The following is a 25145-nucleotide window of genomic DNA, read 5'->3' on the forward strand; positions in this document are numbered from 1 at the left end:
TCATGCCGGCACTGTCCAACGCGCATGATCATGGCAGAGGCCTTCGGACCCTCGCCTTTGGCGCGCCCGATCAATCTCTGGAAAGCTGGTTGCCCGACCTGCGCCGCCACCCACGGGTCGATCCCTGGCTCAACGCTGTCGTGGCGCTCGGCAGGATTGCGTTGAGCGGTGTCGCCGCCGTCAACCATTGCCACAATACGCAGGACGGGCGCGCCTTGCTCGCTGAGGCGGAGGCTGTGTCGCGGGCCGCGCGCGATGTGGGAATCCGTGTCGGGTTTGGCTGGCCATTCTTTGACAGAAACCCCCAAGTCTACGGCGATCTGGGCCGTCTCGCCGCTTTCTATCCTGAAGAACAGCGCGCGGGAATTCTCGCGTCCGCTGATGGAATGCGGGATTGTGCCACGAATTTCTCATGGTTCGAGCAAGCCAAGGCACTCGAGCACGACTATTTCACGCTTCAGTACCATCCGGTGGCGCCGCAATGGACAAAACCCGAGACGCTCGAGGCGATCGCGCGTGCATCAGCAGCGGACGGACGACGGGTGCACACCCATATGTTGGAAACCGAGCTTCAACGGGATTGGTCGCGGGCCAATTGTCCGGGGGGTGTCGTGAGCTGGCTAGACACCCTGGGCCTGCTCAATGAGCAGCTCACTGTCGCACATGCAATCTGGCTCGATGATCGCGACATCGCGCTACTCGCCGAACGCGGCGTCATCGTGAGCGTCAACCTTTCCTCCAATCTGCGTCTCCGGTCGGGCATGCCTCAGATCGGCCGTCTGCTCGATGCTGGCGTGCGTGTCGCGTTCGGGCTGGATGGCATGGCTCTGGACGACGACGAGGATATGCTACGGGAGCTGAGGCTGGCATGGCATGTGGGCGCTCGCGAGACGAAGTGGGGCATGGGCCGGGACCCCGGCAAAATCCTGAAAGGCGTTTTCGACTGGGGGAGGCAGTCCATCCTCGGCACTGCTGCGACGCCCGCCCATGCGGTCGCAGCGGGCCAGGATGCGGATCTTTTAATCCTTCGCTTCGACGTTCTGGCCGCCGATTGCGTCATGCCTGATCCCGATCCTGTCCGCCTTGCGCTCGGACGGGCCAGAGCCGAGCATGTCGAATGTCTGCTCATCGGCGGTCGCCCCGTCGTTCAGGGAGGGCAATGCACCAGGATCGATCTGCGCGCACTAGAAGCGCGGCTCGTCGAGGAAGCGCGAGATGCCTTCGCCCGGTCACCGGCGTCTGAGCGAGACATCGCGCAGGCAAAGTCGGCCATAGGGCGCTACTATTGCTGCGAATAGATACACCGATGCTGGTTCAAGCGAGCCCTGCGGCAGCTTCCGAGGCGCAACTGGACGCTCGTCAATTATAGCTCACCGTAACGGCAAAGCTGCCGGCGTAATCTCCCGAGGCGGCGCTACTCGGCACCGTGAGAGTGCCCCCTACGCCCAATGTGAGGGAGCCCGATGTATTCAGTGTTTGTGCGCCGCTGGCGGATGGTGAAAGTGTGACGCTGAGCGTGCCTCCTCCGCTCCCGCTCATTGTCAGGCTGCCCGGCGTCGTGACCGTGATCGCCGTGCTTGCCTGTCCGCCAATGGAAAACTGCGCGCGACCACTGGTGAGGCCGGGAAGCAGGACGGGGCTTCCCGTTCCGATGGAACGGGCGCCATTCACGTTGCTGATCGAGACAGTGCCGCTACCGCTCGCAGGCGGCCGGATCGCGCCGAACGCCAGATCGCTGCTCTTGGTGAGGGTCAGCGACTTGCGAATGGTCGCGATTGCGTTTCGGGAAAGCGAGGATGCGGAGGGGACTGTCGGCGATTTCGCGACGCCCACGCCCCATGAGGCTGACGCGCTCGTACTGGTAGAGGCATTATCGCCAAGAATCGGCAGGGTCATTCCAACGAGGAAGGTGCGGCTGCTCGTTGAGGAGAAGCCGGTCAGGGGAAAGGTGATCGAGCCATCGGGATTCGTGGTGACAGCGCCCACCGTTCCAGTGCCGGAAGCCACAATGAAGTTTTTGACTGCCTGAGCCCGGCCACTGATCGTCGTCAGCGAAAAGAGGCGGACGAGCGCCGTCGCGCTCGTGCACGCGCTGCCGCCCGAGCACCGGATGGTAACGGTCGCGGCCGACTTGGTCCCCGAGGCGATATTTCCGCCGCTGCCCGCCGCCGAGGAAACCGCCCCGCTCGTCGTCATGGCGAAGTCGGTATTGCCGCTCGCCGCCGCCGCCACATTGCCGAAGTTCGGCGTGTTCGTTGTGATAGTGTTGACTGTGAAAGACTGGGCCAATGCCGGCCCTTGCGGAAGCGCGAGCGAGAGCATTGCCGCACAGATCGCTGCCAGCGTGTGCAGCCGCCGCGCCGGCGCCGGCTGCGGGTTGGGCAAGTCGCTGCGCGCGGCCCCAGATGCGGTCGCATGCCTCAATGCCTTGTCCCTTCGAAAATGACGGTCGCGTTCGCGTCCTGCGCCATGCCTCCCGCTTCCGGAATAATGACGGAAACCGGCGCGGCCATCGCCATGCCCAGCCGCCCGGCCTGATCGGGATCGAGTTGCAGATCATAGGCGCCGGGAGGCAGGCTCTCGAAATAAATGCTGCCGTCGAACTCGGAAACCGCCTCCTTCCGCATACCATCCTTGCCCACAAGCGCAGCGCGCACGGACGACAGGCCAACAAGCTTGCCAGTCGGTTGCCGCAAGACGATATGAACAAGCGCTTCCCCTACCGGCTTGAACGGATAAGCCAGCACCGCCACCTTGCCCCGGACGGGCGCAAATTCCACAATCTGGGGCGGAACGGCGACATAGGGCAAATCCACATCATCCAACCCAATCGTGACTCGGGCGGAGGGGCCATATCCCAGGCCGGTCACCAGCGCTCGGCCGTTCGCGTCGGTGATCTCCTCCCTAGTCCCGCCTTTCAGTCTGAGCCCGGATACAGGCAATTCGCCCGGATCTCGTCGGCCATTGCCATTGGAATCGAAGAAACTTTCGAACGCCAGATTCCCACCCGATGCCGCCCCGGAGCGCCGCACAGCATAGCGCCCGCTCAATGGATTGGGGGCCAGACTGAAGCTTAGCTGGATGCCGACGCTCCAGTCCCCTCGGGGTCTGGAATAATCCGCGCTGAAGGTAAGATCGGCTATCGGCAAGCGGACACTCAATCCCGCTTCCGCCGTCGTATCCCAGGTCGTTACAAATGATTGTCCGGCCGCGAGCCGCAGGGAGGAGCCTTCTCCCACGCTTCGGTCGACTGCCAGGTTGAAGGATCGGGCCTGAAGAGAGGGCTGCACATCATAGTCAAAGCCGCCCCGAACTTGCCATTCATAGCCCGGATTGAAAGAAGCCGAGACATTTCCGGTCAATCGGTTCTGAGCCCCTGGTCCGGTCACGCGGTTATAATCCCAGCTGGCAGAGACCAGCGCACGGGCAATCGGAAGCGACATGCTCAATGTCCCATAGACGGCGCTCTGTCCGTCCACATAGGCGTCTTGACCGATCCGCAAGGCCACCGGAATGATCGAGCGGTTTCCGGTCTTCAGGCCAAAGTCGAAAGTTGCTTCGGTTCCAGATCGCAGAGCGCGCCCGTCACCACCATGGGGGGCGGCTTCATCGATAAAGCCATTTCGGAATTCGGCGCGTCGTATCGTCGATGCGATCCCGAACGGCTTGCCCGCGATGCCCACGGCAGCAGCAGATCCGCTCAGACTGTCTCGCGCTGCATCGCCCTGAACAGCCAAGCCGAATACCGAACCTCGCACGCCGGCCGAGAGGAGGAAGCGCGCGGCATCCTGCGTGGGCGAATAGCGCGCCAGACCGACCACGCCTGTCCAGCGCTCGGAAAAGCCGTACAGCACATTCAGCGTACCCACGAGCCGCCCAGCGCCCACGGATGGCTCCTGCGTGCCCTCAAAGCCAACGAGGGTCTTGCCCTGCTCGCCAATGCCAAAGTCGATAATCAGTTCTCCGGGAGCGGCCTGTCCACTGCCGACGGAAATGACCCGGGTGGTCTCAGTGCGGCTGCCATTGGGGCCATAATCCACAATCCGGATGACGTTGAGGCCACGAACCAGGGGGACATCGTCGAATTCATAGCGTCCTTCGACCGCCGTCGACTGCGCACCGCTCAGGATGTCGTTCACATAGATCTGGACGTCATGCCCACGCGCGAGCTCGCCGCGAATATCGACACGTTCGAAGATGCTCGCCTGCTCCAAAGGCCGGGTTGAAAACGCAAAGCCACGCGCGGCAACACTTCTGGGGCCTAGTGCGAGGGCCGGCAGGAATGTGTCGCCCAAGGAAGCGCTGGTCGCCCGCAGGGGGCCCAGCAAGCCGCCCTTCGGCTCACGCCGCTCAAGAAGCAACCGCGCCAGAGCTGGCTTCCCACGATCGTCGGAGGCGAGATAACCTTGAAACCCGGCGTTCAAGAGTGCGGCCGAAGCCCGCACGTCGAACCGCCTTTGAAAGGGTTGCCCCCGCGTATCGGAGCCCAAATCCATGGTTACATCGAAGGCGGGAAAAGACAGCATGCCAGCTGGCGCCGCCACCGAAAGAACCGGCTCCAGGACAGCGCCAGAATGCGCGATGCCCTCTCCCTGCGCCATCCGCTCAGCCCGCATCTGCACGGGCAGCTTTTCTCGAGCCTCGAGATTGAGCTTCAATTCCGACACATCCAATGTCATTCGAACCGGGAGCAGCCGTTCCATCAGGGAAACGGTCAGGTAGATGTCTCCGCTCTCTTGCAGCGCGTCACCCGGCTTCAGTATGATGCGCGCAGTGCCCGCCCGCGCCTCACCCAACGCAATATCAAGGAAGATGGACTGGCGAGCCTGACCCACCTGCCCCGTCAATCTCCCATCTGCCGGTGAAACCTGAACATCCAGATCGAGAAGGCGCGTCAGCGCGCCGACGGGGATGAGAACGATATCGTCGCCCACCAGAAGTGCGGGAAGCGCATCCGATAAAGATGCCCGGTCAAGGACAACCTCAAGCAGCAAAAGTTGATTATCGTCAGCGGCCAGTTCGCCGCTGTCCGCCCAAAGATGAGTAGGCTGAGCAGTGGCGATCATGAGCATCAGTCCAATCCACAGGCTACGGCAAGGAGATCTGGCTCTGCGCAAGTATCTTCCCCGGAGCTGTGTCTTGGTCGGTGAACACAACGCTGATTTGCTCGCCTCGCTGCGGATGAGAGCGCAAAGCGATCTTTACCTGTCGCCGCTCTATCTCAGGATAGACACCGATCCCGCGCACGACACCCAACGGCTCGTCCTCACGGCGGGCCTTCGCCTTCCGGATTTCGACATCGCCGAAAAGGGAATTCGGCCCACGCCTCACAAGGTCAAAAGTGACGACTGGCGTAGGGCTGTTCAGCTCAGACCCCGGACCAGGACTCTCCATCGTAAACCGTGTGTTTTCGATCGCGGCCTCAACCTGGGGCGTGCCGATGCGCACGATCACAGGGATGGAAATGCCCAGAACAGATGCGATGCGGAACGAAACAGCGCCCGGTTCCGCATTTGCAGCCTGATCGGCGGTTAGGCCCGTGTCAGGTGGCGGCACCGCAGTCACCGTCAGATGCGTGCGATATTCGCCGGCGGGCCAGTCGCCGGTGCCACCTGCACGAAGTCGGATTGTCTGCCCCGTCCCCGGCTTGAGCAGCACGCGCCTGGGCGTCACCAGCATCATGGAACGCGCGGATTGAAGCTTGGCACTGAGGTCTCTCACCTCCGGCGCGCCGTCTGCTTCATCCGTTGGGCGGATCTGGCCGGTGGGCAACATGACCCGGTCGACAAAGCTTATGTCATAAACCCCTGCGGCGGTGCCCTGGTTGAAGAGGAATATGCTCGCCGTCCGCCCCAGCCTATCAAAGGTGATCCGCTTTGGATTGATGTTGAGGCTGGCGCTTCCGCCGGCCTGCTCTGTCGCCGCAGGCTGGGCAGAAGAGGAAGTGCAAAAAGCGGATGGGAAGGCGCCAGCGACCAACGCGATAGCGATAGCGATGCTCTTGCGTTGGTTCGCAGATCGCGTGACACGCTTCACGACGCCTGGCAGAGTCATCACCGGCGTCTCCAGCTCATTCATATTGCGCCAGGACCAGCAAAGGCCCGCCGTCGGACCCATAGCTTTCGCGTAGCGCTTTCAAAAGAAACGGCGGAACAGACAGAAGCCCATCGCCGCTCAGCCGGCCCATGAGGACATCCTCGAACCCCGAGGGACCGGCTTCAAAGGGCGGGAAATTATCATCGCTCAGCGTCGCAATCGGTACCCTGAGCGAACCCCCTGTGCCTGGCTGGACGAATGCTTGCGAGACCAGGAGAGAAAACGTCTGGTTGCTGCCCCCGGCGATTTGAATAGGAGCGGCCATGGAAAGCCCGGCGTTTTGGTCGCTCTCGTTTGACTGCGGCCCTGGCGACAAGATCATGACCCGGAGGCTCGACTGAAGAACCAGCACCGGCTGCAGGACAATGTCCTTCGCCGATTGCGTGATCGAAGCCGGCTCCACGATCGAAACCTGGCCTTTCGCGGTCGCTTCAGCCGCGTTCACCTGTGAGGCTGGAAGCGCCGCGCAAAGGCACAGCGCTCCCAGCGCAGGAGCGGTCGCCCGCAACAGGCGCGCTCCCATCCGGATGGATGATGAGACCGTCACGAGACGCTCCTGTCACAGGTCAGTTGTAGGCGACGGTCGCCGTGAAGCTGCCCGAGTAATTGCCAGAGGCCTGCGTATTGGGCAGGGAGAAGCTACCGCCGACGCCGAAGGTCGCTGTGCCAGCTGTGCCGATGGAGCTGGACAATGTGCCCGTTGCGGCACTCGGCGTCAGCGTGACGGTGATCGTGCCGCCGGGCGTACCGGTCATGGAGAAGCTGGCGGGCACCGAGATCGAGAAAGTCTGCCCCCCTTCACCTGAGACCGTATAGGCTGCGCGTGACGTCGTGCCGCCAGCGGCAACGGCGTCGCCGGAACCAGACAGGCTGCGGTTGCCCGTCGAGGCATCGACAGTGACCGTGTTGGTCCCTGCTACCGAGGGTTTCACGATCGTGCCGAACGCAAGGTCGCTGGTTTTTGCGATCGAAATCGGCTGAACAATCCGGGCTGTACCCGTGGTCGACACAGATGCTGAGGACTGAGCGTAGCTTGCCGCCGGGATGGAGCCCAGAAGCGCAATTGTCGCGATAGACTTCAAGTTCACGAACATGACGATGTCTTTCTCTTTCTTGATATGCACATGAATTTAAACGGAAAATATTAGACTCCGCCTACCTTAGAGTCCCTCGGGCGACTGCGTTTCGCGGAGCTTTGGATTGCAAGCGCGTGCATCTGGCGAGCCAGTCGCAAGCGACTGGATCACGTGATGATCGGTACTGGTGCTTGCTGACCGTCGCCAAAGACGGGCCGTCGCCCGACGAGGGCGTAAAGGATCTGGAAGGCGCGAGGACGACAGGTCCACAATAGTTCTCCGTTTCGGTAACCCCGCTATCCCTGTGAGGGACCGGAGGCTTTGCGTCCCATCGTCGCCGATGGTTTGCCGTTTCGACCGAGAATCTCGGGCGCTATTAGGTAAATTTTGATTTAACTATTATACGCTACGCAGTCAACGCTTATGTGGTGAACGACCAGATGGAGAATTGTGCGACTACTCTCATGTTGAACCGCAGATCGAGTAGCCCAATTAGGAGCGCGTTTGTTTTCAATGAAATAAACGCGAGGTTTGGATCATCAGAGCCTAAGCAACACGCCAAGAACTTCGCGGACTGAAGCGAACCGACGATGCGGTTAGCTCGCGCCAAACCGAATTCCATGAGGATGTATTTCGTTGCAGTCGCTATCATCCCGACGAATTACACATCCGGGCTAAATGCCAAGGCCCGTCCCGCGAAAAACGCCGCTTGGGCTCCTCTCCCATCGCTTCGCTTGTCAGGGCGTGGAGCGCGCGACGCGGCCAAGCGTCGGTCCTCGTTTGAGCGTTTGCGGGGTGGGGTGCGGCCTCAGGATGTCGGCGCAATGCCGGAGAGCAACCGCCTCAACCGGCAGAGCGCACGAAATTCTGGCTGATCTGCTGGCCAGACCGGGCCAGTCTGCGCACCTCGGGTAGCCGGGACGCTTCATATCGCGCGAGCGCGGCATTCGGGTCGGTGCGCAAGGCCGCCGGGTCGAGGCAGCGCGCGAGGGTGAGAGCATCTTGCGCGGCGGTTGCAAAGCCATTGCCCGTCATCGGCGTGCAGACATGGGCGGCGTCGCCAACCAGACACATGCGGCCGGCGACGAGCCGGTCGGGACAATATTCCACGACCGGTGTGCCGAGCACCGCTTTGCGGGCGATACATTCCAAGATCGCGTCGCGCCAGGGCGATGGCCAGTGCCGGCGCGCCAGTGCGGCCAGCTCATCGAACAGCGCATCCGGCATGTCGTTCGGGCGTAGCGAATGCCGCACCAGCGCGCCCTCGACTGCCCCTGTTCTGCGCAGGATTGCGTTATGTCCGGCGTCGTACCAGCCCCAGCCGACCCGGCGGCGGCCGCGCTCCGGACTGCCATCGGCGGCGGTCAGCGGAAAGCCGAGAAGCACATAGGGCCCGGCCTCGAGAAACTCCAGACTGGGCGGATAGCGGACAGACAGCGCCGACTCTTCGGCAAAGCCGACCCAGGCCAGATACTCCGCGAAGACCGCATTCGGGCGCTCCGGACTGACCTGCCGCCGCACAACGCTCTGATAGCCGTCCGCGCCGACCAGCACCGTGCCGTCGAACCGCCGGCCATCGGCGGTCCTTGCCCAGGCCCGTCCCTCCGTCTCTCCCGTCGCTTCGACGCGGGCGTTCTGCAGGACCACAATGCCGGCCTCGTCCGCCGCTGCGCGCAGACCGCGATAGACCGATTGCCATGCCTGGACGCCCGTCGCGAGCGCGCCGGCGGCATGAGGGCGCCCGGTCAATTGCTCGAGCAAGCCATAGCCGACCTGCAGCGCGGCCCCGGTCCGGTCGGTATCGGTCGAGCGCTCCAGCAGCGTGATCGAGAAGCCATGCCGCGACAGTGCGAGGCCGGTCATGAGGCCGGCGAGCGAGCCGCCGACGATCAGAATGTCGCTCATCCGCTCCGGGCTTGCCGACATCAGCTTTTCGGCGTGACCCAGACCTCGACAGGCGCAACGAACTTGCCGGGCGCTGGTTTGCCGACCTGGACGCGATCGATCGTCACCAGCTCGCCGCTTTCCAGATTAAAGCTGGCCCAGGGCTTGGGCATGCGACCGAAGGTCATTTTCTGAACGGGCTGGCCGGTGGCCGAATTCATGATGGTTGCGATGACACTCATGGCCCAGCCGATAGCCATCACGGCGTGCTTCGGTCCAGTGATATTGATGGCCTGCCGACGCCGCGCGGGTACATCCGACGGGGTTCGTTTGAAATTTCGCTTTTCCGTGCGCTGATAGGTCCCGTATCTCGCGCCGACCCCGTCGTCCGGCTAAGCTAACGGGAAACTCGCTAGCCAATATAGTCTTGCGAGCGAAATTCGCTCGCGCCGGCGCCCGACCATCTATCCATCTCAGAATAACGAAAGATACGAAAGCATTTGACTTTCGTTAGTTAGTGCTGCGAAAGTCGCTTCATGGCTATTGAGTATGATGTTCTGGTCGTTGGGGGAGGCATAAACGGCGCTGCGATTGCGCGCGATGCGGCGGGCCGTGGCGCGCGTGTCATGCTCGTCGAGCAGGACGATCTCGCCGCGCACACCTCCTCGGCCAGCACCAAGCTCATTCATGGCGGGCTGCGCTATCTCGAGCAATATGAGTTCCGGCTGGTCGCCAAGGCCCTGGCGGAGCGGGAACGGCTCATGCGTGCGGCGCCGCACCTCATCCGCCCGCTCGAGTTCGTTTTGCCCCATGATCGCGGCATGCGCCCCATGTGGATGATGCGCATCGGCCTGTTCCTTTATGATCGGCTGGGCGGGCGCAGCAGCCTGCCCCACTCGCGGGCGATCAGGCTGGCCGGGGATGGCTATGGCAGCGCCATTCAATCTCGGTTTGGCCGCGGCTATGTCTATGCCGATTGCTGGGGCGACGACAGCCGCCTCGTCGTCGCCAACGCGCAGGATGCTGCCGAGCATGGCGCGACGGTCCTCACCCACACAAAATGCCTCGCCGCACAAAGGGATCAGCATGGCTGGCGCGTCTCCTTGCAGGGCACTGACGGCACGCCGTTCTCCGTGACGGCGCATGTGCTCGTCAATGCCACCGGCTCCTGGGCCGCTGACTTCCTGCCCGAGCGGGCCGGCGTTGCGGGCGCGGGCACATTGCGGCTGATCAAGGGCAGCCACATCGTCACCCGCAAGCTGTACGAGGGCGACCACGCCTATATCCTGCAGAATCCGGACAAGCGGATCGTCTTTGCCATTCCTTATGAAAACGACTTCACGCTGATTGGCACGACGGATGTGGAGTGGCAGGGCGCGCCGGACGTCGTGAAGATCGATGCGGCCGAAACGGCTTATCTCTGCGACTCCGTCAACCGTTGGTTCGCCACGCAGATCACGCCGCAGGATGTGATGTGGAGTTTCGCTGGCGTGCGCCCGCTCTATGACGACGCGACGACCAACGCCTCGGAGATCAGTCGCGACTACGTCCTCTCGCTGGATCATGCCGGGGGCGCGGCGCCGGTGATGAGCGTTTTCGGCGGCAAGATCACCACCCACCGCGCGCTGGCCGAAGAGGTGATGGACAAGCTCGCCCGGCACCTCCCGAGCCTGCGACCGGCCTGGACAGCCACCGCTCCGCTGCCCGGCGGCGACCTGGACGCGCGAGGGCTGGATGGCCTCATTGCCGACCTGCGGGAAAAGGTCGGATTTCTGAGCGAAACCACCATCCGCCGCCTGGCGGAGAGCTATGGCTCACGCATCTTCAAGCTGCTCGCGGACGTGAAGACGGCGGAGGACCTCGGGCAGCATTTCGGCGCCGGGCTCACGCAAGCCGAAGTGGATTATCTTCTCGCGCATGAATGGGCAGGCTCGGTCGACGATATTGTCTGGCGTCGATCGAAACTTGGCCTGCATATGCGCAGGGAAGAGGTGGCGGTGCTGGAAGCCTATCTCGCGGATCATGCGAGGCTGGACGTCAACGCCGTCGGATAAATGACAATCGATAAACGTGGAGGGGCCAATGTCACCGGGGAAGGCATTTATTGGAGAACTGATCTCCGAATGCATTGCAGTGTTCATCATCATCACCATCGGCTGTTCTGCCGCCGCGATGTACTTTCTTTATGATCCAAGCCCTTACAGCACAGCCTATTTCGGGGTGTGCATCACCTGGGGTCTTGCCGTCACCATCGCCATCTATGTGACCGGCGCGGTCTCCGGCACGCACGCCAACCCGGCGGTGACCCTCGCGCTCATGATCTATCGCGGCTTCCCCGCGCGCAAGGTCGTGCCATTCTGGCTGGCGCAGATCTTCGGCGCATTTCTGGGGGCTGTCGTGGTCTACATGATGTTCTCACCGGTGATCGACGCGTTCAACGCGACGCAGGGCGTGGAGCGGGCGGCCGGTGGCGGTGCGGGTGTATTCTTCACCGCACCGGGGGCGCACATCACGCCGATCCGGGCGTTCTTCAACGAGATCGTGCTGACCGGCTTCCTGCTGCTCGGCATCTTCGCGATCACCGAGGAATATAACACGCAGGCGCCCGAGGCCAATTCGAGCGCGCTCATCATCGGCCTGCTGGTCGCCATGATCGGCGGCGGCGCGGGATATCTGGAAGGGTGGCCGATCAACCCCGCGCGTGATCTTGGTCCCCGCATTTTCGGCTATCTGGCGGGCTGGGGCGAATCCGCTTTCCCGGGGCCGGGCAATTATTGGTGGGTGCCCATCGCCGGCCCGTTCTGCGGCGGCGTGCTGGGCGCCAGCGTCTATCATTGGCTGATCCGGCCGTTCCTGCCCGCACGCCACAAGCGCGCCCTGCAGGAGACGATCCCCGCCGAGGCAGACGCGGCCAACTGACAATCGCGCCGCGCAGCCGGCGACCACAGGAGAGCAATCATGGCCCAGCCACCTTATATTCTCGCGATCGACCAGGGCACGACTTCGACGCGGTGCATCCTGTTCGATGCCGCCGCCAATCCGGTCGCCACGACGCAGCGCGAATTCAAGCAGCATTATCCCAATCTCGGCTGGGTGGAGCATGATCCCGAGGACATCTGGACCGACACCGTCGCCATGATGCGGGATGTGGTGGCCAAGGCCGGTGTCGATGTCGCGGATGTCGCCGCGATCGGCATCACCAACCAGCGGGAGACCGTCGTGGTGTGGGATCGGGCGACCGGCAAGCCCATTCACAACGCGATCGTCTGGCAGGACCGGCGGACCGCCGATGAATGCGCGCGGCTGAAGGACAGCGGCGCCGAAGAGATGGTCACCGCCAAGACCGGGCTGCTGATCGACCCCTATTTCTCGGCGACCAAGGCCGCGTGGATATTGGACAATGTCGCGGGCGCCCGCGCTGCCGCCGAGCGCGGCGAACTGGCGTTCGGTACGATCGACAGCTTCCTGCTCTGGCGGCTGACGGGCGGCGCAGTCCATGCAACCGACCCCACCAATGCAGGCCGCACGCTGCTGTTCAACATCATGGACCAGGCCTGGGACGACGAATTGCTCAGCCTCTTCCGCGTGCCCGCCGCGATGCTATCGGAGGTTCGGGACAATAGCTGCATCTTCGGCCAATGCGATGCCGACATTCTCGGCAAGGCCATCCCGGTCGCGGGGATGATCGGCGATCAGCAGTCCGCGCTCTTCGGTCAGGGCTGCTTCCGCACCGGCATGGCGAAATCAACCTATGGCACAGGCTGCTTCGCGCTCATGAACATCGGCACGGAGCCCGTGCTCTCGAAGACGCGCATGCTAACCACCCCGGCCTATCGCTTGGCCGGAACGACGACCTATGCGCTGGAAGGCTCGATCTTCGTCGCCGGCGCGGCGGTCAAATGGCTGCGCGACGGGCTCAAGATCATCACCCATGCCTCGGAAACGGACGGCATGGCCACCCGCGTGCCGGACAGTCATGGCGTCTATATGGTGCCCGCCTTTGTCGGCCTGGGCGCGCCATATTGGGATCCGCACGCGCGGGGGCTGATCTGCGGCCTCACGCTGGATGCGACGGACGCGCACCTGGCCCGCGCCGCGCTGGAATCCGTCGCCTATCAGACCATGGACCTGATCGACGCCATGAAGGCCGATGTCGGCGAAGGCGAAACCGCCCTGCGTGTCGATGGCGGCATGGCTGTCAACGACTGGCTCTGCCAGTTCCTCTCCGACGTCCTGGTCGCGCCGGTCGAGCGGCCCGCAATTGTCGAGACGACGGCACTGGGCGCGGCGTTCATGGCCGGGTTGGCGACCGGCGTCTGGAGCGGTCTGGATGATCTCGACCGGATCTGGACCCGCGAACGGCGCTTCGAGCCGAAGATGCCAGAAACGACCCGATCGGCCGCCGTCGATGGTTGGCGCAAGGCGGTCGAACGCGCCATTTCCTGAGCCGCGCTTTCCCACCGCTGCTCCATCGCAAGAAGGGCCGGCCGCCCAGCCATTACAGCCTGCCCATGATGCCGCGCGCCCGGATGCAAGGACGCTTGCAACTCAAGGATCGAAGCGTCAGAACGCCGGCATGACGAGCGCATCCAACACCCGCCACCGCCAGATCCTGGATCTGGCGCGCCGCAATGGCAAGGTGACGGTCGAGGATCTCGTCGGCCGCATGAATGTGACGCCCCAGACCATTCGAAAGGATCTCAACGATCTGTGCGAGCGCGGTTATCTGTCGCGCGTTCATGGCGGCGCCATTCTAGGCTCGGGCGTCGAGAATCTGGAATATGAGGCCCGCCGCCGCCTGTCCGTGGCCGAAAAAAAGGCGATCGGCAAGGAGGCTGCGGCCCGCATTCCCGATGGCGCCTCCCTGTTCATCAACATCGGCACCACGACCGAGGAAGTCGCGCGGGCGCTCGCCGGCCGCAGCAATCTGATGGTTCTCACCAACAATCTGAACGTGGTCGATATCCTCTGCCGAAATAGCGCAATCGACCTGATCGTCGTCGGCGGACGGGTACGTCATGCCGATCGGGCGGCGGTCGGCCCTACCGCCGTCGATTTCATCCGGAACTTCAAGGTCGATTTCGCGGTCATCGGCGCGTCCGCCATCGATGAGGATGGCTCGTTGCTGGATTTCGACCTGAACGAGGTGCAGGTCTCGCACGCCATCGTCGAAAACTCGCGCTCCGTCATCCTCGTCGCGGACAGCAGCAAGCTCACCCGCAGCGCGCCGGTCCGCATCGGCCACATCAGCGCCGTCGATATTCTCGTGACCGACTATCTCGACAGTCCGGAACTCGCCGCAGTCTGCGCCGAGCATAATGTCGAGGTCGTCAACGCAATGCCCGAAAGCGCCACGACAGAATAAGGCGCAGCACCATGGGTGTTCAGGGCGCGAAGTGACTCCCTTCCTCTCAAGAGGAGGGGCTCAAGCTGCCGCCTAACCCCTCACTGCCCGCGCGACGGCCGCTTCGACCACGGCGCGATGGGCTTCCACAACCGGCTCGAGCAGCGCGGCATCGACCTTGTCGATCGTATCGTCCTCGACATGGCACCAGCGATGGATGCCAAGGCCGGCGAAGGCGTTCACATAGCCCCGGTCGATGATCGAAGACAGCTCACCCGCGCCACCGACGACTTCGATCGGCCGCTCATAACCCGCAAGCCCGCGAAACGCCTCAGTGGTCTCTGCCATCAAGCCCGGTGAGGTCATGAGGACGCGCTGCGGATCGGCGCAGGAGAGAAGCTGGTGATTGCGGCTCAGCACCTCATAGGCATCGCGGGTGGCGAGCCCGGCGCCCAGATGGGTCCAGATTTGTGTCTGGGCGGCCGGCGGCCCCTCGGAGAGGGAGTAATGCGTGCCGGCGAAATCGAGCTCATGCCCACCGGCGTTGATGGCGAAGAGCGAATGGTCGGGATAGCGGATCGCGGCCCAGCGACACAGCTCCAGAAAGACGGCAGTACCGGGCGCCCGCTCGCCGACGCTGACGCCCCAGCCCGAGCGAGGCGTGGAGAAAGCCAGCCACTTGGGGCCTGCCTCGCGTCGCGCGATGATATTGCTGCTGTGGCCGGTCGCGCTTTTCCCGGTGAGAATGAGGGTCAGGGGTCGGCGCGCGGCAACGGCCTCGGCGATGATCGGCAGGTCGCGCGGCGCCATCAGCGCGATGGGCACGTCGGCGATGGGCTTCAGCCGGGTGTTGAGCGCCACGATGCTGCCGGTCGGCCCGGTCGTCACGATGACGATCGCGGCCGGCTTATTGGGGATGACCCGATCCAGCATCGGCTTGACCTCGCCCGAGAAAATCGCCGCGTGGCGACCATAAGGCAGGACGACGATGGCGATCTTCCCGGCGACGCCCTGCGCCTCGAACGCATCGCGGACCAGAACGGCCGGTGCGGTAACGCCCTTCGCCGGCGTGGGGACGACGACCGGCTGCGCGGCCACCGCGACCCGCTTGTCCCCGGCGCGCAACTCCGTCACCGCCGGCTCGAATGTGGGAATGGGGAACTTGACCTCATCGACCTTGAAGCCGGCCGTCGCGAGGCGCTTGCCGATCCACGCTGCGGTGGCAAGATCGCCCGGCGAGCCCGAGACCTTGCTCCCGAACGATGCGTAGGTCTCCATGTCTTCGCGCAGCTGCTTTTGCAGCGGAGACACAAAAGGCGCGGCGCCGGTGGGTGCCGGAGCGGATGCAGCCGAGGCCGGCGCTCCGCCAGCCCAGACGGCGACGCCCGCCAGCCCGACAGAAGCCTGAAGCATATCACGCCTGCTCTGCATCGATGTGTTCCTTCTATGGGTCGCCCGCAGGCGCTGGTTCAGTTGGCCGGGTCCGCCCGGTCCCAGGGCGCGACGGGCTGGGTGAAGGCGAGGAGATCTTCGATCAGCGCCTGCATCAGCGGCAGGCTCATTTTGACATTGGGAACCAGGGCTTTGAGCCAGAGAGATTTGACTGGAAAGTCCGGCAGCAATTGCACGAGCCGGCCAGCGCGCACGGCCTCGCGCGAGACGAACTCGCTCAGCATGACGATCCCCGCGCCCCTCAGAGCGGCATCGCGCAGGACGATGGCGGTGTTGACCGCAAAGCGCGAACTGACATCGACCGCCAGATCGCCTGACTCGCTTTCGAAGACCCAGGTCCCCCCGATCGACTGCGAGTTGAGGCAATCATGCTCGACCAGCTCGCGCGGATGCTTGGGGTGCCCCCGCCGGGCCAGATAAGAAGGCGCGGCGCAGATCACCATCGGATGCTCGCACAGGGGAACATCCATCACCCCGGCATAAGAAGCGGCCATGGCGCCGATCGCCAGATCGAAGCCTTCCTCGATGGGGTTTACGGACCGATCGACCAGCATGAGATCGATGCTGACGCCGACATGGCTCTGCACGAAATCCGCGAAGAAGCGACCGAAATAGCTGCTGGCCACCGTGGTCGGGCACTTGATCCGCAGATGCCCGTCCAGCGCCTGGCGGGATCGACGCGCGCCGGCGACGACATCGTCAGTCTGGCGCACCAGCGCGCGGACGCGCGGCAATTGTCGTTCGCCAAAGGCCGTCAGCTCGGCCTTGCGCGGCGTCCTGACGAACAGCACCGCGCCCAGTTCATCCTCCAGTCGCCCGATCCGCTTGGACATGACCGAGGGCGCGATATTGAGCTTGCGCGCGGCAGCAGCGAGGCTGCCGCATTCAACCACGGCCAGAAAGGCGCGCATGTTGAGCAGCGTATCCATCAGGGCGCGCTCACGAATGGCCGCCCGCGCGTCATCATTTGAAAGTCACCCGCGCCACCGCAATCCCCTTCTCGCCGGAGACGGCATAATAGAGATAGATGCGGCCATCGTCGTTGAGAACGCCGGGATCGCGCAAGGCATGCTCCGCGCCCGTCGCCATGCCCCCGCGCGAGGAGACCAAAGGCAGATTGGCGCCTTCATATGCCTTTTCCGGGCGCATCACTTCCGTTGGCGTCGAAGCCGTCCACTCCGACCAATCCGGGCGCAGATCGACGCTGGCATGGAGGATGCGCTCGGGCGAGTCCCCTACATTGGTGTAGAAGACATGCAGCGTGTCGCCGATGCGCGTCACCCCGGCATGACGCATCTCATCGAGAATGCGCGGGCCGGCCTCGAACGGCGGCAGGAGCGATGCGGACCGGAAGAACTGGCCACTGCGCAGCCAGACCGGATAGGCGCTCGCCTTGTCGGCCATGCCCAATCCGTAGCTGTTGCCCTTGTAGCTGAACACGCGAATATAGGGCGCCCCGAACGCGCCGGACGCTGCAGTGAAGCTCAATCCATCGGGCGAGGTCGCAACGAAGCTGCGCTGGGCATAAGGCCGGCCGCCATAGTCGCCGCCAGGCATCTCGGTGGCGCCATGATAATAGAGCACGATCCGCTTATTCTCTTCATCCACGACGGCATCGGGAGACGAGATGTGGTGTAGCGCCGAGGTCTGCTCAAGCCGCAATGTGCCATCTTTATAGACGGTCCAGGGGCCTTCGGGCCGATCGGCATAAGCCAGGCGGATGTAGCCGCCGCGGTGATGGCCGAAATACATGTAATATTTGCCGAGCGGATTCTTGATCCAACTCGGCACCCGGATCACCGACGGGCCGTTGATATTGTTGCCCAGATCGCCTTCCAGCCCCGGCATGTCCGGATAGATGACGGGGCCTGAGCCGATGCGCTCCGCTACCACAGCCGAGACTTTGACACTCTCGGTCGAGCGCGATGTCGGCGCCTGAGCAGTCGCGGGAGAGGCGCCGGCGAGGATCGGAGAGATCAGGAGACCGGCCAGCAACCCGGCATATGTTCGCTTCGTCCTGTTACCGCTGCGCATCTCTGATCCTCTCCATCGTCTCTATGGGCGCCTCAGGCCTGCCGGCTGGCTGCCTGCGCTGTCTGGCTCATCTCACCGGGCTGGTCATGCAGGAACACGCCCTGCCTGCGCAACTCTGCCTGCAGGCTGGTCACGTCGAGCGCGCGCGGCTGGACGCCGGCGTTCACCGAAAGCGCCGCTGCGGCGCCAGCGGCCTGGCCGGTCAGCCAGCATTGCGGGATCTCGCGCATGAAGCCATGCGAGTTGGCATCGCAGCTGATGTGCTTGCCGCCTGCCAGCAAGCCATCGAGCTTGCGCGGCACCAGCGCGCCATAGGGCACCGAGATCACCGGATATTTGAGGCTGACCGATGGGCTGACGCCGACCTCGTCAGGGAGCGCAATGCCGTCGGCCCACTGGCTGCGCAGGATCTTGCCCATGCCGGCCAGACGCCTTGTGTGGCGCACGCCAAGCTGCGAGCCGCTCTGCAGCATATAGCATTGCTCGAACCCTGGCGCATGTTCGAGGAAGAACTCGCAATGCGTCTGCATGAAGCGGTGCGAGCGGATCTCCAGCTCGGTCTGGTCATCCACATCCAGCGCGGACAGGCCGGATTGGCGTGGGCCGAGGAACAGCGCGATGTCGTTGCGCCAGGAGACATAAGGCGGCTGGAAGAAGCCGAGCCGCTCACGGCCGAGCTTGGCGAACTCGGCATATTGCTCGGGCTCATTGGCGCGGAACGCCAGCCAGCGGTCCATGTCCACACCGCCCAGCATGAAGCCGGTGTTGGCGCTGTGGTGGACGTCGCCTTCCTCGATATCGGTGTCGAACTCGGCGCCGGCGCGCGCGAAGATGTCGCCATCGCCGGTGGTATCGACCACCACCTTGGCACGCAGCGCCTGACGCCCGGCCTTGGATTCGAACACCACCCCTTCGACCTTGCCGTCGGCGACCATCGGCACTGCTGCCCAGCTGTGGAACACCAGCCGCACGCCGGCTGCCAGCAGCATCTCCTGACTGATCAGCTTCAACCGCTCGGGATCGAGCGTGGGCGACCAGCAGACCGTGCCGTGGAACGCGGCAGTGCGCTGGCCCCAATAGCTCGCCTTCTTGGGATCGCGCGAGCCCCAGTCGGCGCGCGGTGGTCCGGCAAGGCCAGCGGCGGGCAGGCGCCCGAGCACATCATTGGCAAAGCCCTGGATGACCTGGCGACCGGTCCAGTCGGTCATCCGGTCGATCCAGATCACGAGGCCGCCGGTGGAAAGGCCGCCCAGATGATTATAGCGCTCCATCAGCACCACATCAGCCCCAGCCTGCGCCGCTGCCCAGGCCGCCGCCGTGCCCGAAGGCCCGCCGCCGACCACCAGCACGTCGCAGCTGTGATACACCGGAATCTCGCGCGCGGGCTCGACCCAGGTCCCCGTGCCATTGGCCCGCGGCAGCACCCGACCACCCGTCTCGAACACGTCAGAGGCCAGAAAACGATCCTCCGACTGGCGAACTTCCTGAACTTTAGGTCTGTCCATAATCGGCGAACCATATCCTTTCTGGGGAGGGATGGCGCTGCGGGCGCCATCCCATGAGTGTTGGTGAAGCGCGGGCGCCCTTACATCTTGAACCGCAGACCGACGCGGAATGCGCGCCCGACCTGATCGAACAAGGGCGATGCCTGGTCCGGGAAGGGCGGCGCGACGTTGAAGATGTTGTTCAGACGAATGAACATCTCCCGGCTCCGGTCGGCATCCCGCGAGACATCGACCGTGAACGTCGCGTTGGTGTAGAAGGTGTTCTTCGTATCGTTGAAGTTGATGCTGTTCAGCGTGCCGGTCCCGACAACGAAATCATTGTCGATCTTGCCGCCCTGCAGCCAGCGCAGGTCCAGCGTGCTCGTCAGGCGGCCCAGTTCATGCGTAACGAGGCCGGACACGCGCCAGTGCGGCGTCACATATTCGCCCGCCCGTTCTTCCGTGCTGGCGGTGGACACGGCCGTGGTGGCCAATGTGTCCAGATATGTCCCCAGCAGGCGAATGGAGAGCGAGCCGGCGCCCTGACCGAAGATGTTCTCCAGCGAGGAGCGATAGGCGGCTTCGAAATCGACGCCCTTGGTCTTCAGGCGATCCAGATTCTCGAAGCGGACCGTCACACCGGTGATGTCACCAGCCGGGGCGCCGCCAGCGGTCGTGACGAGACCGCAGAAGTCGGAAATGCCGTCGACATAGCAGCGCTCAAGCACCTCGTTCGCCGAGATCGTCCCGATCACGCCCTTGATGTCGATATCGTAATAATCGACCGAGAGACGCAGGCCGTCCAGCCAGCGGGGCTGATAGACGATGCCCGCCGTGAGCGTATCGGCCTTTTCGGGATCGAGATTGGGGTTGCCCAGAGATGCGACCTCGACCGTGTAGTTGGTCGACCGGCGCGGATCGCGAATATTCTGGCGCGCCACCGTCGTCGGCGCGAACAGCTCGGCAAAATTGCCCGCTCGGATATCGCGGGACCGCGTCGCGCGAAGCCGCAGTTCGCTCGACAATTCCCATGTGCCGCCGACCTTCCAGGTCGTGACGCCACCCGATGTGCTGTAATCCGTGTAGCGCGCGGCGAGGTTGAGGTCGAACGAGCGAATGAACGGCAGATCCTTCAACAACGGGATCGCCAGTTCGCCGAACACTTCCTTCACATTGTAGCTGCCGGAGATCGGCTGGCGCGCGCCGCTCTGCCACTGGCCCGCCTGCGAAATGGCGTCCACCGTCGCATCGATCGACTCTTCGCGATACTCCGCGCCGAACGCGGCGTTGATCGGGCCGGCCCAGCCCTCGAACAGCGCACCATTGGCGCTGAACGCAGCGACTTGCTGCTTGGTGATGAGGTCGAAGCGCGACGTGCCTGTGATGTAGGCAATGGCTTCCTGCGAAGGCGATCCAAAGCCGAACAGATTGAGCGGCGCGCACGCCGGGTCGTCATTGAGCGGATTGGCATCGGCATTCACGCGGCAGACGATGTTGCTGCCGGAGCGCACGGCGTCGATCGCCTTGCGATAATTGATCATGTTGATCTGGCCGACATACTCCTGAACGAAGTGGTTGCGGCCATATTGATAATAAGCATCGAACGACCAGTCCCCGAGCGTGCCTTCCACGCCGACGACGCCGCGATAGACCGACGGCGAGCCGACATGCCCACGTACGGCGCCCAGGCCCTGCTCACGCAGAGAGCGACCGAAGTTGAAGCAGGTGACGCCGGCGGCAAGCGCACGCGTGCGGAAGTCGTCGCTCAGATAGGGGTTGGTGATCGGCACCAGCACATTGCCGGTCTGCCCGCCGGGAATGGTGGTCGCCGAACAGGTGGGATTGCCGGTGACGGAGCCCTGCTGACGCGGCTCGGCGAAATAGCCATTGGTGATCGACCGCGCGAAGCTGCCTTCCGCGAACAGAGTGAGGTTGTCGACCACCTCATAGGAGACGCGGGCCATCGCCGAATAGCGCTCGACCGGCTGCTGGAGGTTGCCGCCGGGATTGATGATCTCGGTGTAGTTGCTCGTACCGCCGATCATCCGGTTACCGAACACTTCGCCATAGCCGAACTGGCCGGTCTGCTGCCCCGGGAGGAAGGTCGTGCCACGCAGCGGACCGCTGGTGATCAGGCCACCTTCCCACAGATCGGTGCGGCGCACATCGTCCGCGTAGATGGTCGCAGGCAGGCCATTTTGCGCATAAGCCGAGTTGCCGGCGACGCCACGGCTCACCCAGGGGCGCGGGCGATAGGGCGTCTGGCCGATCCCCTCATTCTTGGAATATTCGCCGCCGATCAGAATATGGCCGCGCCCGCCGCCAAAGCTGGTTCCGGCCGCCAGCCCTGCCAGTACGTTCTGGGCATCGCCATATTGCGAAATGCCGCTCTGTACCGTGCCCTCGACGCCTTGGAGTTTGGACTTGAGAATGAGATTGATCACGCCGGACACGGCGTCCGACCCCCAGGACGCCGAGGCGCCGCCGGTGACAACTTCCGTGCGTTCAATGAGAATGGCCGGGATGACGCCGAGGTCGACCGTGCCCTCCGGCGCGGTCGCGACATGGCGGCGGCCATCGACCAGCACCAGCGTGCGCTGCGCGCCGACATTGCGCAGATCGGCAACCACCGTCGCGGATGACAAAGCCCGTGCAACGCCGTTGCCCGTCGTCGAAAAGGCCGGGATGAGGCGGAGCGCGTCATCGACCCGCGTCGGCGCTACGGACTGAATTTGCGCGGTGCTGATGACCGAGGTCGGCGTCGGCGCCGTGAAGCCGCTCGCCTGAATGCGTGAGCCGGTGACGACGATGTCCTGGTCGGCCGCTGCGCCGGCAGAAGAGGCCGCACCGGCGCCTTCCGGCTGCGCGCTCGTAACCTGGGCCGTCGCCGGCTCGGCGGCATCGTCGCTCACCTGCGCCAAGGCGCCGCTGAGGGGGCACAGCATTGCCGCAATGCAAACGCCCAAATGGAACCGCGAACGGGCTGCGCTGATAGCTTTCATCTGATCCTCTCCCTGCTCAAGCTCTTATTGCGCATCGCCAGACCGAAGACGCGAACCAGCAGAGCTTGGTTCGACACGATTCCCGTCGGGGCTGAGCGCGATAGGATCTGCGGTACGCGCGAGAGGACCAGTTCAGAAGGCCATGTAGCTTTGGCGGTGCATTCTCGATTCGAGAATGGTCAGTGGCGCGTCGGCCTCCCGGGGCGGTCACCGCGAGCAAAAACATCTTCGTGAAGCGAGCGGCCTGCCGTTTCCGGCATGAAGCGCAAGGCAACCAGCCCGACCAGACAAGCCAGCATCATATAGAAGGCCGGCATCAGCTCGTTCCCCGTCAGTGTGATCAGGCCGCTGCCGATGGCCGGCGCCGTGCCACCGAAGATGGAGGTGGACACATTATAGGCGATGGCGAAGCCGGCGAAGCGCGCGGCGGTCGGGAAAAGCGCCGGGAATGTCGCCGAAATTGTCGCCAGCTGGGGCACATAGAGGAGGCCGAGCAACACGAATGCAATCGTGGCGCCGACGAAGCCCGTACCCATGAGCAGATAGAGCGGCACGACGCAGACCAGCAGGCCGATGAGCGAGAAGCGCCACATCGGCTTGCGCCCGATCCGGTCCGAGAGCGAACCGGCAAAGGGCAGGAACAGCATCATGAACAGCATGCCGACAATCGGGACAATCAGCGCATGTTGCGCGGTGAGGCCGATGCGCCGCTCGAGATAGGTCGGCATGTAGCTGAGCAGCGTATAGTTGACGACATTGAGCGCGACGACCAGTCCGCCCACGACCAGCATCGGGCGCCAGTGGCTGTGCATGAGCTGGCGGAGCGAAACCGAAGGCCGCGCTTCGCTCTCATGGGCGCGGAAGACCGGCGTGTCCTGCATGCGCGAGCGCAGATACATGCCGACAAGTCCCATCGGCCCCGCCACCAGGAACGGAATGCGCCAGCCCCATTCATACATTTGCGCCTCCCCGAGCAGCATCGAGAAGCTCAGCATGAGGATCGCGCCGAAGGAGAAGCCAGCCAGCGTGCCGAATTCGAGAAAGCTGCCGTAAAAGCCGCGCCTTTTATCCGGCGCATATTCCGCCATGAAGGTCGCCGCGCCGCCATATTCGCCGCCGGTCGAAAAGCCCTGCACCATCCGCAGCAGGATGAGCAGCGCGGGCGCCCAGAGGCCGATGCTGGCATAGGACGGGATGAGCCCAACCGCGAGCGTGGCGCCCGACATCAGCAGAATGGTGAATGCGAGCACCGACTTGCGCCCCAGCCGGTCGCCCAGCGGTCCCCAGAACAGCCCGCCGAGCGGACGCACCAAAAAGGAGATGGCGAAGGTCGCGAGCGCGAACAGCACCGCATCATCCAGATCGCCCGGGAAGAGCGCAGCCGAGATATAGGTCACCCCATAGGCATAGATGCCGTAATCGAACCATTCGGTGGCATTGCCCAATGCCGAAGCCGCGATCGCGCGGCGCAGCGTGGCAGTCTCGACCGGCTGGTCGGGGGAGGCTGGCAGGGGGGATGCGGTCATTCGGTGTGTCCGTCGACAGTGTTGGGGTCCAGCAGCGAGGCCATGGGGGTGGTGCGCGGGACGATCTGGAAATCCTGCTGATCGGGCGCTGGCACAGGCGGGGTCGATGCCTGCCGCCAGAGGCCGAAAGCGAGCGTCAGGCCCGCGCACAGCGCGATGAAGAAGAACAGGCCGCCGACGGGCGCCGCGCTCATCAGCAGCGCCGCACCCAGCGGACCGGCGGCAGCGCCGGCCGAGTAGAGCAGCACCAGCCGCCCGCTCGCCGCGACACGCTCGGCCGCCAGCAACCGGTCGTTGCAGTGCGCGACACAGAGCGGATACAGGGCGAAGCTCAGCCCACCGAACAAGGCGCCGAGGACCAGCAGGTCCAGCCCGCGCGATGCCAGCATGGCGAGCATCAGGCTGACGACCAGCGTCGCCGTGAAGCAGCCGACGATCACGCGCCGCCGGTCCAGCCGGTCGGACAGGCGACCCAGCGGCCATTGCAGGGCCACGCCGCCGAGGATGACAATCATCATGAACGTGGCCGTGGCGCTCAGGTCCAGTCCCAGCCGCCGTACATGGACTGCCGCCATGCCGTAAAAGGCGCCAAGCATCAGGCCCGTCGCCACCGCACCGACCGTGCCCAGCGGCGAGGCGGCGTAGAGTCCTCGTATCGTGAAGGCTTCCGCATCGACCGGCGCCGGCGCGCTGCTGCGGGTGAGGCAGAGCGGAATGATCGCCAGCGAGATGAGAATGGACGCGAGCAGAAACGGGGCGGCCGGCAGCGTACCACTGGCACCGAGCAGCAGCTGGCCCACTGCCTGCCCGAGATAAAGCGCGACCATATAGGCGGCGAGGATGCTGCCGCGCGTCTCCATCTCCGCCCGGTCGTTGAGCCAGCTTTCGAGGCAGATGAAGACCCCGGCCACGCACAGGCCGTCGATCAGGCGCAGGCCTGCCCAGAACGGTGCGGACTGGATGAGGGCATAAGAGAGCGTGCTCGCCGAGAGCAGCGAGACGAACACCGCAAAGGCCCTGATATGCCCCACCCGCCGGACGATCTCGCCGGCCCGCAGCGCGCCGACGACCAACCCGGCGAAATAGGCCGTGGCCACCACGCCGATCACGATCGTGCCCGCCCCGGCTCGCTCCAGCCGCAGGCTGATCAGCGTCGACAAAAAGCCACTGCCCGCCATCAGCATGAAGATGGCGAGCAGGAGGCTGCGGACGGGCTGGATCGCGGCGAGCATCAGGGGTGGAGCAGC

General features: G+C 64.1%; 19 protein-coding genes and 1 riboswitch. Of the genes, 5 read left to right on the plus strand and 14 right to left on the minus strand.

The window, feature by feature from the left end; genetic code table 11:
- Positions 1 to 1298: amidohydrolase family protein (locus M2335_RS00005; protein WP_264593389.1), on the plus strand; the 1298-nt coding region annotated here is incomplete at its 5' end.
- 61 nt (positions 1299 to 1359) lie between these two features.
- Here M2335_RS00005 and M2335_RS00010 read toward each other — a convergent pair.
- The 7 genes from M2335_RS00010 to M2335_RS00040 form a co-directional block, all read right to left on the minus strand.
- Positions 1360 to 2424: a DUF4402 domain-containing protein gene (locus tag M2335_RS00010; protein WP_264593390.1), complete on the minus strand. Its 1065-nt coding sequence runs from the start codon at positions 2422 to 2424 to the stop codon at positions 1360 to 1362.
- Positions 2421 to 5072: a hypothetical protein gene (locus M2335_RS00015; protein WP_264593391.1), complete on the minus strand. Its 2652-nt coding sequence runs from the start codon at positions 5070 to 5072 to the stop codon at positions 2421 to 2423. Before M2335_RS00015 ends, M2335_RS00010 begins: the two co-directional genes overlap by 4 nt.
- 16 nt (positions 5073 to 5088) lie before the next feature.
- Positions 5089 to 6078 carry a hypothetical protein gene (locus M2335_RS00020; protein ID WP_264593392.1) on the minus strand — a complete coding sequence of 330 codons (990 nt, stop codon included), beginning with the start codon at positions 6076 to 6078 and terminating at the stop codon, positions 5089 to 5091.
- Positions 6071 to 6643, minus strand: coding sequence for a hypothetical protein (locus M2335_RS00025; protein WP_264593393.1), 573 nt, complete (start codon positions 6641 to 6643; stop codon positions 6071 to 6073). Before M2335_RS00025 ends, M2335_RS00020 begins: the two co-directional genes overlap by 8 nt.
- Positions 6644 to 6662: 19 nt before the next feature.
- Positions 6663 to 7184 (minus strand): DUF4402 domain-containing protein, encoded by a 522-nt coding sequence (locus tag M2335_RS00030; RefSeq protein ID WP_264593394.1) that lies wholly within the window; start codon positions 7182 to 7184, stop codon positions 6663 to 6665.
- Between the two features lie 271 nt (positions 7185 to 7455).
- Positions 7456 to 7532: riboswitch (cyclic di-GMP riboswitch) on the minus strand.
- A gap of 483 nt (positions 7533 to 8015) precedes the next feature.
- Positions 8016 to 9098 carry an FAD-dependent monooxygenase gene (locus tag M2335_RS00035; RefSeq protein WP_264593395.1) on the minus strand — a complete coding sequence of 361 codons (1083 nt, stop codon included), beginning with the start codon at positions 9096 to 9098 and terminating at the stop codon, positions 8016 to 8018.
- Positions 9098 to 9298, minus strand: coding sequence for a hypothetical protein (locus tag M2335_RS00040; RefSeq protein WP_181561543.1), 201 nt, complete (start codon positions 9296 to 9298; stop codon positions 9098 to 9100). Before M2335_RS00040 ends, M2335_RS00035 begins: the two co-directional genes overlap by 1 nt.
- Positions 9299 to 9592: 294 nt before the next feature.
- Between M2335_RS00040 and glpD the strand changes: the two genes are divergently transcribed.
- The 4 genes from glpD to M2335_RS00060 all read left to right on the plus strand — a co-directional run bounded on the left by glpD (position 9593) and on the right by M2335_RS00060 (position 14421).
- On the plus strand, positions 9593 to 11110 hold the full coding sequence (gene glpD / locus M2335_RS00045) for a glycerol-3-phosphate dehydrogenase (RefSeq protein ID WP_264593396.1): 1518 nt from the start codon (positions 9593 to 9595) through the stop codon (positions 11108 to 11110).
- 28 nt (positions 11111 to 11138) lie between these two features.
- On the plus strand, positions 11139 to 11975 hold the full coding sequence (locus M2335_RS00050) for an MIP/aquaporin family protein (RefSeq protein WP_264593397.1): 837 nt from the start codon (positions 11139 to 11141) through the stop codon (positions 11973 to 11975).
- A 39-nt stretch (positions 11976 to 12014) separates the two neighbouring features.
- Positions 12015 to 13502, plus strand: a complete 1488-nt coding sequence (gene glpK / locus M2335_RS00055; RefSeq protein ID WP_264593398.1) for a glycerol kinase GlpK — start codon at positions 12015 to 12017, stop codon at positions 13500 to 13502.
- Between the two features lie 130 nt (positions 13503 to 13632).
- Positions 13633 to 14421 carry a DeoR/GlpR family DNA-binding transcription regulator gene (locus tag M2335_RS00060; protein WP_181560822.1) on the plus strand — a complete coding sequence of 263 codons (789 nt, stop codon included), beginning with the start codon at positions 13633 to 13635 and terminating at the stop codon, positions 14419 to 14421.
- A 72-nt stretch (positions 14422 to 14493) separates the two neighbouring features.
- Here M2335_RS00060 and M2335_RS00065 read toward each other — a convergent pair whose 3' ends face one another.
- The 7 genes from M2335_RS00065 to M2335_RS00095 all read right to left on the minus strand — a co-directional run bounded on the left by M2335_RS00065 (position 14494) and on the right by M2335_RS00095 (position 25130).
- The gene (locus M2335_RS00065; protein ID WP_264593399.1) at positions 14494 to 15813 is read right to left on the minus strand and encodes a hypothetical protein; all 1320 of its coding nucleotides are present in this window, start codon (positions 15811 to 15813) and stop codon (positions 14494 to 14496) included.
- Positions 15814 to 15869: 56 nt separating this feature from the next.
- Positions 15870 to 16781: a LysR family transcriptional regulator gene (locus M2335_RS00070; protein ID WP_264593400.1), complete on the minus strand. Its 912-nt coding sequence runs from the start codon at positions 16779 to 16781 to the stop codon at positions 15870 to 15872.
- Positions 16782 to 16815: 34 nt separating this feature from the next.
- The gene (locus M2335_RS00075) at positions 16816 to 17886 is read right to left on the minus strand and encodes a hypothetical protein (protein ID WP_264593401.1); all 1071 of its coding nucleotides are present in this window, start codon (positions 17884 to 17886) and stop codon (positions 16816 to 16818) included.
- A gap of 32 nt (positions 17887 to 17918) precedes the next feature.
- A complete protein-coding gene (locus M2335_RS00080; protein ID WP_264593402.1) occupies positions 17919 to 19391 on the minus strand; it encodes an FAD-dependent oxidoreductase in 1473 nt (490 codons plus the stop codon).
- An 80-nt stretch (positions 19392 to 19471) separates the two neighbouring features.
- On the minus strand, positions 19472 to 22372 hold the full coding sequence (locus M2335_RS00085) for a TonB-dependent receptor plug domain-containing protein (RefSeq protein WP_264593403.1): 2901 nt from the start codon (positions 22370 to 22372) through the stop codon (positions 19472 to 19474).
- Positions 22373 to 22551: 179 nt separating this feature from the next.
- On the minus strand, positions 22552 to 23898 hold the full coding sequence (locus tag M2335_RS00090; RefSeq protein WP_264593404.1) for an MFS transporter: 1347 nt from the start codon (positions 23896 to 23898) through the stop codon (positions 22552 to 22554).
- The gene (locus tag M2335_RS00095; RefSeq protein WP_264585969.1) at positions 23895 to 25130 is read right to left on the minus strand and encodes an MFS transporter; all 1236 of its coding nucleotides are present in this window, start codon (positions 25128 to 25130) and stop codon (positions 23895 to 23897) included. Before M2335_RS00095 ends, M2335_RS00090 begins: the two co-directional genes overlap by 4 nt.
- Positions 25131 to 25145 lie beyond the last annotated feature (15 nt).

The organism is Sphingobium sp. B12D2B (genome assembly GCF_025961775.1).
GTDB lineage: Bacteria > Pseudomonadota > Alphaproteobacteria > Sphingomonadales > Sphingomonadaceae > Sphingobium.

Coding starts and splice junctions, on each gene's coding strand:
- M2335_RS00015 (WP_264593391.1), bottom strand. CDS start 5,072: ATGCTCATGATCGCCACTGCTCAGCCTACTCATCTTTGGGCGGACAGC.
- M2335_RS00020 (WP_264593392.1), bottom strand. CDS start 6,078: ATGAATGAGCTGGAGACGCCGGTGATGACTCTGCCAGGCGTCGTGAAG.
- M2335_RS00035 (WP_264593395.1), bottom strand. CDS start 9,098: ATGTCGGCAAGCCCGGAGCGGATGAGCGACATTCTGATCGTCGGCGGC.
- M2335_RS00040 (WP_181561543.1), bottom strand. CDS start 9,298: ATGAGTGTCATCGCAACCATCATGAATTCGGCCACCGGCCAGCCCGTT.
- glpD (WP_264593396.1), top strand. CDS start 9,593: ATGGCTATTGAGTATGATGTTCTGGTCGTTGGGGGAGGCATAAACGGC.
- M2335_RS00050 (WP_264593397.1), top strand. CDS start 11,139: ATGTCACCGGGGAAGGCATTTATTGGAGAACTGATCTCCGAATGCATT.
- glpK (WP_264593398.1), top strand. CDS start 12,015: ATGGCCCAGCCACCTTATATTCTCGCGATCGACCAGGGCACGACTTCG.
- M2335_RS00060 (WP_181560822.1), top strand. CDS start 13,633: ATGACGAGCGCATCCAACACCCGCCACCGCCAGATCCTGGATCTGGCG.
- M2335_RS00065 (WP_264593399.1), bottom strand. CDS start 15,813: ATGCTTCAGGCTTCTGTCGGGCTGGCGGGCGTCGCCGTCTGGGCTGGC.
- M2335_RS00070 (WP_264593400.1), bottom strand. CDS start 16,781: ATGGATACGCTGCTCAACATGCGCGCCTTTCTGGCCGTGGTTGAATGC.
- M2335_RS00075 (WP_264593401.1), bottom strand. CDS start 17,886: ATGCGCAGCGGTAACAGGACGAAGCGAACATATGCCGGGTTGCTGGCC.
- M2335_RS00080 (WP_264593402.1), bottom strand. CDS start 19,391: ATGGACAGACCTAAAGTTCAGGAAGTTCGCCAGTCGGAGGATCGTTTT.
- M2335_RS00085 (WP_264593403.1), bottom strand. CDS start 22,372: ATGAAAGCTATCAGCGCAGCCCGTTCGCGGTTCCATTTGGGCGTTTGC.
- M2335_RS00090 (WP_264593404.1), bottom strand. CDS start 23,898: ATGACCGCATCCCCCCTGCCAGCCTCCCCCGACCAGCCGGTCGAGACT.
- M2335_RS00095 (WP_264585969.1), bottom strand. CDS start 25,130: ATGCTCGCCGCGATCCAGCCCGTCCGCAGCCTCCTGCTCGCCATCTTC.